General features: G+C 71.5%; 12 protein-coding genes. 11 read left to right on the top strand and 1 reads right to left on the bottom strand.

Annotation, left to right across the window (positions count from 1 at the left end; translation table 11 throughout):
• Positions 1-236 precede the first annotated feature (236 nt).
• Positions 237-1082: an HpcH/HpaI aldolase/citrate lyase family protein gene (locus AABM36_RS00455; protein ID WP_019309964.1), complete on the top strand. Its 846-nt coding sequence runs from the start codon at positions 237-239 to the stop codon at positions 1080-1082.
• A gap of 51 nt (positions 1083-1133) precedes the next feature.
• Here AABM36_RS00455 and AABM36_RS00450 read toward each other — a convergent pair whose 3' ends face one another.
• Positions 1134-1835, bottom strand: a complete 702-nt coding sequence (locus AABM36_RS00450; protein WP_423446662.1) for an HAD family hydrolase — start codon at positions 1833-1835, stop codon at positions 1134-1136.
• Positions 1836-1937: 102 nt separating this feature from the next.
• Here AABM36_RS00450 and malQ point away from each other — a divergent pair, with 102 nt between their 5' ends.
• The 10 genes from malQ (at position 1938) to AABM36_RS00400 (ending at position 11927) form a co-directional block, all read left to right on the top strand.
• Complete coding sequence (gene malQ / locus AABM36_RS00445; RefSeq protein ID WP_423446660.1) at positions 1938-4169, top strand: 4-alpha-glucanotransferase; 2232 nt, start codon at positions 1938-1940, stop codon at positions 4167-4169.
• A gap of 487 nt (positions 4170-4656) precedes the next feature.
• The gene (gene rpmB / locus AABM36_RS00440) at positions 4657-4893 is read left to right on the top strand and encodes a 50S ribosomal protein L28 (RefSeq protein WP_012397434.1); all 237 of its coding nucleotides are present in this window, start codon (positions 4657-4659) and stop codon (positions 4891-4893) included.
• 1 nt (position 4894) lies between these two features.
• Entirely contained in the window at positions 4895-5062 is a 168-nt protein-coding gene (gene rpmG, locus AABM36_RS00435; RefSeq protein ID WP_012397435.1) for a 50S ribosomal protein L33, read from the top strand.
• 4 nt (positions 5063-5066) lie between these two features.
• The gene (rpsN, locus tag AABM36_RS00430; RefSeq protein ID WP_012397436.1) at positions 5067-5372 is read left to right on the top strand and encodes a 30S ribosomal protein S14; all 306 of its coding nucleotides are present in this window, start codon (positions 5067-5069) and stop codon (positions 5370-5372) included.
• A gap of 74 nt (positions 5373-5446) precedes the next feature.
• Positions 5447-5731, top strand: a complete 285-nt coding sequence (locus tag AABM36_RS00425) for an HU family DNA-binding protein (RefSeq protein ID WP_423446657.1) — start codon at positions 5447-5449, stop codon at positions 5729-5731.
• 158 nt (positions 5732-5889) lie between these two features.
• On the top strand, positions 5890-6480 hold the full coding sequence (locus tag AABM36_RS00420; RefSeq protein ID WP_423446656.1) for a hypothetical protein: 591 nt from the start codon (positions 5890-5892) through the stop codon (positions 6478-6480).
• Positions 6481-6594: 114 nt separating this feature from the next.
• Positions 6595-7263, top strand: a complete 669-nt coding sequence (locus AABM36_RS00415) for a copper resistance CopC family protein (RefSeq protein ID WP_423446655.1) — start codon at positions 6595-6597, stop codon at positions 7261-7263.
• Between the two features lie 438 nt (positions 7264-7701).
• Complete coding sequence (locus AABM36_RS00410; RefSeq protein ID WP_423446654.1) at positions 7702-8436, top strand: copper chaperone PCu(A)C; 735 nt, start codon at positions 7702-7704, stop codon at positions 8434-8436.
• A complete protein-coding gene (locus AABM36_RS00405) occupies positions 8426-9691 on the top strand; it encodes a Dyp-type peroxidase (RefSeq protein ID WP_423446652.1) in 1266 nt (421 codons plus the stop codon). Before AABM36_RS00410 ends, AABM36_RS00405 begins: the two co-directional genes overlap by 11 nt.
• Before the next feature lie 85 nt (positions 9692-9776).
• Complete coding sequence (locus AABM36_RS00400) at positions 9777-11927, top strand: cytochrome c oxidase assembly protein (RefSeq protein ID WP_423446650.1); 2151 nt, start codon at positions 9777-9779, stop codon at positions 11925-11927.
• Positions 11928-12033 lie beyond the last annotated feature (106 nt).

The raw sequence follows: 12033 nt of genomic DNA, 5'->3' as shown, positions 1-12033 counted from the left end.
ATCCCGGGCGGGGCCTTTTGTGCCCACCCCTCGGGACCGGCCCCGCGCGGGGCCACTAGGGTTGAGCGGGTGCTCCGCGCCTGATCCCCGCGGCACTTCCGCACACCACCACCCCTGAGGCGGCTTGTGCGCGCTGTGTCCCCGCCCGGGCCGGGCGGTCCCCGGCCGCGCAGAGCACCAACCACCCCGGCGCCGCCACCGGCGTCCACCGTTCACGCACCCGATCGAGGAGATCCATGGCCCCGTACCGCAACCAGCGCGCAGCAGCACTTCCCGCACGGCTCTCCCGCACGTGGCTGCTCACCTCAGCGGCGGACACCTCTCTGTTCGCCCCCGCCATGGCCTCGGAGGCGGACTCCGTGGTCCTGGACATCGAGGACGCCGTCCCGGAGGAGGACAAGGACCGCGCTCGCGGGGAGATGGTCGCCGCCATGCAGGACGGCGTGTCCGCGTGGGTGCGCATCAACGACATCACCACCCCGCACTGGGAGAAGGACCTGGCGGCGCTGACCGAGGTGCCCAACCTGCGGGGCATCGTGCTGGCCAAGACCGAGCACCCGGACCACATCACCAAGACCGCCATGATGAGCCGCGCGGGCACCCCCGTGGTCGCGCTCATCGAGTCCGCCGTGGGTCTCATGAACGCCTACGACATCGCCCGCGCGCCCGGGGTGTTCCGTCTGGCCTTCGGGGTGGGGGACTTCCGCAAGGACACCGGCGCCTCGGGGGATCCCATGGCCCTCGCGTTCGCGCGCTCCACCCTGGTCACGGCCTCCCGCGTGGGCGAGCTGCCGGGGCCCATCGACGGCCCGAGCAACGGCGTGTCCGGGGACGAGCTCGAGGCGGCGTGCAAGGTCACCCAGTCCATGGGCATGACCGGCAAGCTGTGCCTGGACCCGGCCCAGACCGATGCGATCAACCACGCCCTGGCGCCGAGCGACCAGGAGATCCGGTGGGCGCGGGAGATGATCGAGCAGGCGAACTCGGGACACGGGGGAGCGGACGGTTCCTACCTGCCCCGCCTCGCGCGTGCCAAGAAGGTGTCGGAGCTCGCGGAGACCTACGGCCTCTGGAACAGCTGAGCGCCGCGCGGGACCCGGGGTCCGGGTGGCACGCCGTGGGTCCCGCGGTGCTCAGTCGGCCAGACCCCAGGCGCGCAGCATCGGCGTGAGGGTGGGGTCCCCGAGGGACTCCACCAGGAAGTGCGTGGCCATGGGCTCGCTGTGGCCGAGCGGTGCGCCCAGCACCCACAGGCCCGCGGCCCGGGCCGCCGTGGCGCCGGCGGGGGAGTCCTCCACGGCCAGGGTGTCCGCGGCGTCGACCCCCAGGCGGCGCACCGCCTCCTCGTAGATGTCCGGCGCGGGCTTGCCGCGCGGGACGTCCTCGGCGCTGACCCAGGTCTGCAGGACGTCCGCGAGTCCCACTGCGTGCATCTTGCGGTCCAGGATGGCGCGCGTGGAGTTGCTGGCCACCGCCACCGGGACGTGGCGCGCCGCGGCGCGCACCGTCTCCACCGCTCCGGGCAGCGGGTCCATAGTCGCCCCGACCACGTCCGCCTCGGTGCCCACGAGCCGGTCGTGGATCTCGTCCTCGCCGGGAGCGGACGCGCCGGCGGACTCCCGGGCGCGCGCCGCGATGAAGGCGGCGATGTCCCGCGCGGACAGGCCCATGAGGCCGGCCTCGGTGCGCTCGTCGATCGTCACGCCCACCTGCTCCGCCACCCGGTGCTGCACGCGCGCCCAGGCACGCTCGGTGTCCATGAGCACACCGTCGCAGTCGAAGACGACGGCGCGCGGACGCCATGACGGGTCGGGGCCGGGCAGGGTCGGTTGCATCACCTCAGTCAACCACGCCCCGGGGTGCCCCTGGCCGCGGGGGATGCAAGGCGGCGTCGTCGCCCGGGCCGGGGAGCTCAGCCGGCTGACTAGAGTGGGAGCATGGCTGACGACGCAGGCAAATCAGGGGAGAGCACGGTGCAGCGACTGGCCGCCGAGTACGGTGTGGCCACCGAGTACCGGGGGTTCGAGGGGGACACCGTCACCGTCCCGGACCAGACGCTGCGCAGCGTGCTCACCGCGCTGGGCGCGGACGTCACGGACGACGACGCCGCCGCTCGCACCCTGCGCGAGCGCGAGCTGGCACCGTGGCGCCGACTGCTTCCCCCCGTGGTGATCACGGAGGTGGAGCAGGGCGCGCGCGTGGCCGTGACCACGGTCCAGGGCGATCCGGCGCGCGTGCGGGTGTGGCCCGAGGACGAGCCGGAGGAGGTTCGGGAGCTGCACCCCGCTGCCGGGGCGGAGGCCGAGACACGCGAGGTGGACGGCGTCACCCGCCAGCGGGTGCAGTACAAGCTGCCCCGGGAGCTTCCCCTGGGCTGGTACCGCCTGGAAGCCGTGACGGACTCGGGCGAGGAGAGCGCCGTGGACGTGGCGGTGACACCGCGCCGGCTGAGCACCACCGACCGGCTGCGCGGGCGCCGCCGCTGGGGGTACATGGCGCAGCTGTACTCGGTGATGTCCTCGCGCTCGTGGGGCGTGGGGGACCTCTCGGACCTGGCCTCCCTCGCGGCGATCAGCGGTGTGCAGGGCGCGGACTACGTGCTCATCAACCCCTTGCACGCGGCGGAGCCGGAGCCGCCCGTGGAGCCCTCCCCGTACCTGCCCTCGAGCCGCCGGTTCTTCAACCCCCTCTACCTGCGGGTGGCGGACGTGGCCGAGTTCCCGTACCTGCGCCCCGCGGACCGCGAGGTGGTGGACCGCCTGGCCGCCATCCAGCGCAAAGCCGTGCTGGACCCCTCCACGATCGACCGCGACGCCGCGTACGCGGCCAAGCTCACGGCACTCAAGCTGCTCTACACCGTGCGGCGCTCGCCGTACCGCCAGCAGCAGCTCGAGGCGTTCGTGGCCCAGGCCGGGCAGCCGCTGCAGGACTTCGCCCTGTGGTGCGCGCTGCGCGAGGAGCTGGGGGAGGACTCGCCGCTGTGGCGGGACGAGGCGCGCTCCCCCGAGGCCCCGTGCGCGCGGGAGGCCCGCACCCGGCTGGCCCACCGGATCGACTTCCACGTGTGGCTGCAGTGGTTGCTGGACGAGCAGCTCGAGGCCGCCCAGCGTGCGGCCCATCGGGCGGGCATGGACATCGGCGTGGTGCACGACCTCGCGGTGGGCGTGCACAAGCACGGTGCGGACGCGTGGGCCCTGCAGGAGGCCATGGCACCCGGGGTGAGCGTGGGTGCCCCCGCGGACATGTACAACCAGCTGGGCCAGGACTGGAGCCAGCCCCCGTGGGATCCGGAGAAGCTCGCGGAGCTCGGCTACCGCCCCTGGCGGCAGATGATGCGCACCATCTTCCGGCACGCGGGGGGCGTGCGGATCGACCACGTCGCGGGCCTGTTCCGGCTGTGGTGGATCCCCGAGGGCAACAATGCCTCCGACGGCACGTACGTCTACTACGACCACGAGGCCATGGTGGGGGTGCTGGCACTGGAGGCCGAGCTCGCCGGCGTGGTGGTCGTGGGCGAGGACCTCGGCACCGTGGAGGACAGCGTGCGGGAGTACCTCGGGAGCAAGGGCGTGCTCGGCACGTCCATCCTGTGGTTCGAGATGGACGGGGACGTGCCGCTGGACCCGTCCCGCTACCGCGAGCTGTGCATGGCCTCGGTCAACACCCACGACCTGCCACCCACCCCGGGGTATCTCGAAGGGGTCCAGCTGCAGCTGCGGGAGGACCTCGGGCTGCTCGCGCGCTCCCCGGAGGAGGAACGGGAGGAGGCTCGCAAGCAGCTGGACACGTTCTTCACCGCCGTCGCGGATGCGGGCTACCTCCCCGAGGGGAAGGGGGCGCAGGACCGGCGCAGGATCGAGGCGCTGTACCGGTACCTGTGCGATGCGCCCTCGCTGCTGCTCAACGTCTCCCTCGTGGACGCCGTGGGGGAGAAGCGGATCCAGAACCAGCCCGGCACGAGCGACGAGTACCCCAACTGGCGGGTGCCCCTCGCGGACGCCGAGGGCCGCCCGGTGATGCTGGGCTCCCTGCCCCAGCTGGACCGGGTCAACTCGCTGGTGGACGTGGTCAACGGGGCGCTCGGCACCCACCGGCGCACCGCGGAGGTCAAGGCTCCTGTGCAGCCCGAGCGCCGGGACCAGGCGGACCCGTTCCGGGGCGCCTCCTGAGCCGGTGGGCCACGAAGCTTGCCTCACGGGAGGAATTAGGTAACACTGGCCTTACCTAATCTCCTGGGTGAGGGGATGGGATCGCAGGAAACACGCGGGGCGGTGGGCCGGGTCATGGACGGTCCGCCGCCCCGCGTGCCTTTTCGCCGCCGAATTGGCCGAGGGCGGGGCACCGGCTACGATCGAGGGGCGCTCAATCGCACCGTTCTGCGTTCCGCGTTTGCGAGAGAGCCCGCAGAAGCCTAGAATCTAAGGCTGTCGTGTGGTGGAGTCCATCTACCGGCGCCTTGATCTTCACCGTCTTCGTCGTAGCGAGTGCCCTGACCGGTACTGCCGCGGGGCAGAGACCCATCACGCCCGGCGCGCGAACGGTGGCATTTTCTTGAGGTGGCGGATCACTCGTGGCCACGGCTGCTGGCGGAGCACCGCCCGGCGGCCACCATGCGTGCCGTCATTTCGTCGACATTGGACATTGGAGGAGAACACTATGGCAGCGCACTGCCAGGTGACCGGGGCCCAGCCGGGCTTTGGCCACAGCATCTCGCACTCGCACCGCCGCACCAAGCGCCGGTGGAACCCGAACATCCAGAAGAAGCGCTACTGGGTGCCCTCGTTGCGTCGCAACGTCACGCTCAACCTGAGCGCCAAGGGCATCAAGGTCATCGACGCCCGCGGCATCGATGCCGTGGTCAACGAGCTCATCGCACGTGGGGAGAAGATCTGAGATGGCCAAGGACAAGGACGTACGTCCCATCATCAAGCTGAAGTCCACGGCCGGTACCGGGTTCACCTACGTCACCCGCAAGAACCGCCGCAACAACCCCGACCGCCTCGTCATGAAGAAGTACGACCCGGTGGTCCGCAAGCACGTCGATTTCCGCGAGGAGCGCTGAATCCATGGCCAAGAAGTCCAAGATCGCCAAGAACGAGCAGCGCAAGGTCATCGTCGAGCGCTATGCGGCCAAGCGCGCTGAGCTGAAGAAGACCCTCGTGGACGAGAACGCGTCCCCCGAGGCCCGCGAGGAGGCCCGCCTGGGTCTGCAGAAGCTCCCCCGTGACGCCTCCCCGATCCGCGTGCGCAACCGCGACCAGATCGACGGCCGTCCCCGTGGCACCTTCCAGCGCTTCGGGATCTCCCGCGTGCGCTTCCGCGACATGGCTCACCGCGGCGAATTGCCCGGCATCTACAAGTCCAGCTGGTAATTTCTGCACCGGAAGCCGACCCCCCGGTCGTGCCTTCCCCAGAGAACGCCCACCTAGTCCAGGAGGACAAGCACATGGCTATGAACCGCAGCGAACTCGTTGCCGAGGTTGCCGAGAAGTCCGGCAACACCCAGGCCGCCGTCAACGGCGTGCTGGATTCCCTCTTCGAGGTCTTCGAGAGCTCCGTCTCCAAGGGCGAGAAGATCACCATCCCCGGGTGGATGGCCGTGGAGCGCACCGACCGTGCCGCTCGCCAGGGCCGCAACCCCCAGACCGGAGAGGCCATCCAGATCCCGGCCGGCCACGGTGTGAAGCTCACCGCGGGCTCCAAGCTCAAGGCTGCTGTCTCCTCCAAGTGAGGTAGCGCGGAGCGGGTCTCAGCACCCGCCCCCGTTCAAGGGACCGTTCACGCACTGCGCGTGAGCGGTCCCTTCGCGTGTCCGCTGGTGGTCGAAGTCAGGGCCCCGGTGGCGCATAATGGAAGTCCCATCCACTGCGTCTGCCCCGGAGGTGTTCGGTGTCCCGTCGTGCCCGCCGACTTGCCCGGGGCTGGGTGGCCGCTGTCGTGGCCACCACTCTGGCCGCCGGTTCGCACGCGGCGGTGGACGGCACCTGGCCCTCCCTGATGATCGTGGCGCTGTCCACGTGCCTGGCCGCACCCCTGTGCATGCTCCTGGCCGGGCGCATGCTCTCCCGCTGGTGCGTGGCGCTGAGCGTGGTCCTGTCGCAGGCGCTGCTGCACACGCTGTTCGCGCAGTCCGCCGGTGCCATGACTGCCGTGGACCACACCCACCACCACGTGGCCGCGGCGGTGGACGGCCCCGCCGTGGTGATCTCCGTGGCCCCCGTGAGCCACCACGGCGGTGGCATGCTCGCCGCCCACGTGATAGCGGCAGTGGCCACCTACCTCCTGCTCCGCCACGGCGAAGTGGCGGGTTTCCGGCTGCTGGGCTCCCTGTCCCTGCGCATCCAGCGCATTCTCGCACCCGTGCTGCGTCCTGTGGCCACGGCACCTCGACGCGTCTCCTGGACCTCGCCGCGGTCGCTGAGCGACCAGCTGCTGCTGCCCTCCGTGTGCGGCTACCGGGGGCCCCCGGTGACGGCCTAGGCATCGCCCGGGGTGCTGCACCCCGCGGATCCGGTGCCGCCGTCAGCGTTCATCGCATCCGCTTCGCCGCAGCTCGCGGCACGAACGCGCCCACCGGCGCAGGAGAGCACCCCCATGACACACCACCCACTGTCCATGCCCACCACAGGTTCGGCCGGCGCGTCGGGCCACGGGGCCGACGCCGCGGCGTCGCCCGCGTGGTCCACCGCCCCCGGCGCGGGGCTGCGCGCCGTTCTGCCGGCGCTGTGCACCGCCCTGCTCGCGCTGGCACTCGTGCTGGCGCCGGCCGCCCCTGCGGCGGCCCACGACGAGCTCGTGCGCAGCAACCCCGAGGCCGGGGCCACGCTGGAGAAGGCACCCACCACGCTCGAGCTGACGTTCTCCGGAGAGATCCAGGACATCGGCGGCGAGATCAGGGTCACCGACTCCCGGGGCACGGACGTCACCCGCGGCACGCTCGCGGTGCAGAACACCAAGGTGTCCCAGCCGCTGCGTGAGGGCGGGGACACGGACGAGACCTACACCGTCACGTGGCGCGTGGTCTCGCAGGACGGGCACCCCATCGAGGGCACGTTCACCTACACGGTGGGTGAGGGCGCCGGGACCACCGCGTCCCCCGCGCCCGTGACCTCGGGATCGCAGGACTCCGCGGCGGCGTCCGGCGAGGAGACCGTGACCGGAACGGGAATCCCCAGCTGGGTTCTCCCCGTGATCGGCGGGGTCCTGGCCCTGATCCTGCTCCTCGTGATCCTTGTGGTCGCCACGCGCCCCAAGCAGCGCTGAGCCCCCGATTCATCCTCCCGGTCCACACCGGGTCCACCTGTTCATACTCAGACCGGCATGTGAAACGGGCGCGGGAGCGCCGGGACGCAGCCACGGGCAGCACAGGCCACCGGCGACAGCCACGGCGAGCGCGGGTGCACCCGCCACGGTTCCAGCCGTGGTGACCGCCTCTGATCCGATGCTCGCACCGTGACGGGTGACGCGGCCCGGGGTCCCCAGGCGGCAGGCACGGAGCGCGCGGCGGGCACGGGGAACGACTCCCGTCGCCTCTCCCACGGCCCGTGGAGACTGCGCTCGGCGGTTCCCCACCGCAGGGGAGCCCCGAAGTCTCTCGGCTCCGCACACCGAGCGGCGCTCGGCGCGAGCGGGCTCGGCAGCCCTGGTGCACCGCAGGCCCGTGCGCGACCGGTCCACAGATCCCATCGAAGGACACACACCATGGACGACCAGACCACCACGACCACCCTCACCCCGGCGCTGTCCGGCCGACCTGTCCACCGGGCCCTCGCTGCCGCGGCAGCGCTCGGCCTGGGGCTCGCGGCCCTCACGGGATGTTCCGCGCAGGGCGGTGACCAGGCGGCGTCGGACTCCGGGCAGGGCTCGGCGAGCCAGAGCGCGGCCGCAGGCCCCCTGGAGCTCAGCGAGGGCTGGGCCAAGGCCGCCCCGTCCGGGATGACGGCGGTGTTCGGCACCGTCACGAACACCTCGGACCAGGAGGTCACGCTGGAGGGCGCCTCCGCGGACGGGATCGCGGACGACGTGGAGCTGCACGAGACCGCGATGGACGCCTCGAGCGGGTCAACGCAGATGCAGGAGAAGGACGGTGGCTTCACGATCGCCCCGGGGGAGAGCGTGAAGCTGGAGCCCGGCGCGAACCACATCATGCTCATGGGCCTCACGTGCTCGCTGCAGGCCGGCAGCGATCTCACCCTGCAGCTCGAGACCGGGAGCGGGGCACAGGACGTGACCGTACCGGTCCGCGACTACTCGGGGGCCAAGGAGAACTACGCGCCCGCCGAGGACGAGAGCGGCGCTTCGCACGAGCACGAGCACGAGGACGGCGCCGATGACGGCGAGGGAATGACGTCCTCGCCCGCCACGGAGGACCACGCGGGCCACACCGGTGCGGCGTCGCCGTCCTCCTCTGCCCTTCCGGAATGCCATGCCCACTGATCGCAGCCCCTCCTCGGGGTGGAGCCGGCGGTCGCTCCTCACGGGAGCGGTCGCCGGCGCCGGCGCCACGGGTCTCGGGGCGGTCTCCGCCGCGGCCCTGGGCGCCGGGGACCCCCGGTTCTCCGCGGCGCAGGACGAGCCCCGCCCCGGCCTGAAGACCGAGCCGTTCCACGGCGCGCGCCAGGCGGGGGTGGCCACGCTGCCCCAGGCGTTCTGCGCGTTCGTGGCCCTGGACCTCGACGAGGGGGCCACACGCGACTCCCTGCGGCGCATGCTGCGGGTGCTCACGGACGACGCCGCCGCGCTCACCCAGGGGCAGGCTCCCCTCAACGACCAGGAACCCTGGCTCGCGGAGAACCCCTCGCGGCTCACCGTGACCGTGGGCTTCGGCCCTCGCACGGTGAAGCTGATCGACCCCGCGCGGGCACCGCGGTGGTTGCGGCCCCTGCCCGCGTTCGGCGTGGACAAGCTGCAGTCCCGGTGGAACCAGGGAGATCTGCTGCTGCAGCTGTGCTGCGACGACAAGCTGACCCTGGCCCACGCCCAGCGGGTGCTGCTCAAGGACTCGCGCTCGTTCGCGAGCGTGCGGTGGGTCCAGGACGGCTTCCGCAACACGGTGGGAGCCACCCCGGACGGCCAGACCATGCGTAACCTGTTCGGTCAGGTGGACGGCACCGCGAACCCCTATCCCGGGGAGAGCGACCACGAGAAGGTGGTCTACGGCCAGGGCGGCTTCACGCCCTGGATCCAGGACGGCACCTCCGTGGTGATCCGGCGCATCCACATGAACCTGGACACGTGGGACGAGGCGGACACGCCCGCCCGGGAGGACGCCGTGGGCCGCAGGCTCTCGGACGGCGCGCCCCTCACGGGCAGCCAGGAGCACGACGAACCGGACTTCGAGGCCAAGGGGCCTCTGGGGTTCCCGGTCATCTCCTCCTACAGCCACGTGCGCCGCTCCCGGAGCGAGAACCCGGACGAGAAGATCTTCCGCAGGGTCTACAACTATGATCTGGCGGTGAGCGACGCCTCGGGACAGAGCCGCTCCGGTGACGTGGCCGGAGGGGTGTCCAGCACGGGACTGATCTTCGCGTCCTACCAGTCGGACCCCGACCGCCAGTTCGTGCCCATCCAGAAGCGGCTGGACGAGCTGGACATGCTGAACACGTGGACCGTTCCCATCGGGTCCGCGGTCTTCGCGATCCCGCCGGGCTGCCAGCCGGGCGGGTTCATCGGGGACGCGCTGTTCACGTGAGCCGCACAGCACCGAGCACGAGCCCGGGGGCACCACGCCCCGCGAGCACCAGAGCGATCGACCCACGGGCCGGAGGAGCACCAGGATGAGCACCACCGCACGGAGCCGGGACACCGCCCCGGCCCGGAAGAGCACGCCGGCACCCCCGCAGAACGGGGGTGTCAGCGTGAGCCCGTGGACCATCTCGGTGGTCCTGGTGGCGGCGATGATCGGGATGTCGGCCGCGCTGGTCTTCGGCGGCGCGGCCGCTCCCCGGCAGGTCGCGGACCCCGGAGCGCTCGTGCGGTGGGGTCTGCCCGTGGTGGAGACCGTGCACAACATCGCGATGTCGGTGGTCATGGGCGGGCTGCTGCTCGCCATCGGCGTGGTGCCGCGCTTCGCGGACACGTCCCGCAAGCGCCCTCCTCGCAACAGCAGGGACCAGCAGGGCGAACCGGAGCACCCGGTCTACCGGGAGGTGCTGCGGCTGGTCGAGGCCGCCTCCGTGGTGTGGACGGTGTCCGCGGTGGCGGTGCTCGTGTTCACGTACGCGGACGTCTCCGGCTCGGGCTTCGGACGCGGGGAGAGCTACACCCAGGAGCTGCTGCACTACATCACCGGGCTGGCCACGGGACAGTCCCAGGCCGTGATCGTGATGGTCGCGGCGGTGGTCACCACCCTGGTGTTCGGGGTGCGCTCGCTGCTGGGGCTGTTCTGCACCCTCGCGCTGTCCTTCGTGGCCCTCGTGGCCCTCGCCCTGACCGGCCATGCGGCCGGGGGTGCGGACCACATGGGCGCGGTCAACTCCCTCGGTCTGCACCTGCTGGGCGTGTGCCTGTGGGTGGGCGGACTCATCGTGCTGATCTGGGTGGGCCCGCTGCTCTCCCGGGAGACCACCGTGGTGAGCCGCCGCGGCGGGAGCACGCACACGGAGCCGCTGCTCGCTGTGGTGCTGCGCCGGTACTCCGCCGTGGCCCTGGGCTGCTACGTGCTCGTGCTGCTCTCCGGGATCGTCAACGCCGCGGTGCGGATCGGGTCCTGGGAGCAGCTGAGCACCCCCTACGGACTGATCGCGCTGAGCAAGCTGGGCCTCACCGTGCTGCTGGCCGCGGCCGGGTTCGCGCACCGGCAGTGGCTGATCCCCGGCGTGGCGGACGGCTCCCGGTCCCGCACGGCCACCCTGTGGCGCGTGATCGTGGTGGAGGTGGTGCTCATGGGTCTGCTCATGGGCATCGCGACCGCCCTGAGCCGCACGGCTCCTCCGGTCCCGGAGGAGCTGGAACCCGACGCCTCACCCGCGCGCATCCTCACGTGGTACGAGCTTCCTCCGGAGCCCACGCTGAGCAACTGGTTCACGCTGTGGCGCTGGGACTGGTTCTGGGTGGCCGTGGTGGCCTTCTTCGCGGTGGTCTACCTGTGGGCGGCCGTGAAGGTGTGGCGCCGCGGCGACACGTGGTCCCCGCTGCGCACCGCGTCCTGGTTCGTGGGCCTCGCGGCGCTGCTCTACGCCACGTGCGGCGGCGTGGCCATCTACGCGCGCGTGCTGTTCTCCGCCCACATGGTGGAGCACATGACGCTGACCATGATCGTGCCGCTGTTCCTGGTCTCCGGCGCGCCCGTCACGGTGGTGCTCAAGGCGCTCGAACCGCGCCGAGACGGCACCCGCGGGCCCCGCGAGTGGATCCTGCGGCTCGTGCACTCCACGTGGGGCAAGGTCGTGACGCACCCGATCTTCGCCGCCGCCAACTTCGCGTTCTCGATCGTGCTGTTCTACTTCACGGACCTGTTCAGCTTCACGCTGCGCTACCACGTGGGCCACGAGTTCATGATGGTGCACTTCCTGTTCACCGGGTACATGTTCGCGCTGGTGCTGATCGGCATCGACCCCATCCCGCACCGCCCCACGTATCCCATGCGCCTGGTGCTGCTGCTGGCCACCATGGCCGCGCACGCGTTCATCGGCATCAGCATCATGAGCCTGACCACGGTGCTGCAGGCCTCGTGGTTCGGCAACATGGGCCGCCCGTGGGGCCCCAGCGCACTGGAGGACCAGCAGCTGGGCGGCATGCTGATGTGGGGGATCGGCGAGTTCCCCACCTTCCTGCTGGCCGTGATCATGGCCGTGCTGTGGGCCATGGAGGGCAGCAAGGAGAACCGCCGCGTGGACCGGCAGGCGGACCGCACGGACGACGCCGAGCTGCGGGCGTACAACGAGATGATGGCCGAGCTCGCCGAGCGGGACCAGCCCCGCCGCTGAGCCGCGGGAGCGGGGGCCGGTGTGCGGGGCGTCATGCGATGCGCGGGAAGTGCGGACGCGCGGATAGCGTTGGATCCTGAGAGACCCCCTGATTTCCGTGGAAGGA

The organism is Kocuria sp. KSNUG, assembly GCF_049532735.1.
GTDB lineage: Bacteria > Actinomycetota > Actinomycetes > Actinomycetales > Micrococcaceae > Kocuria > Kocuria rhizophila.
This window is presented reverse-complemented; position numbering and strand designations above follow the sequence as displayed.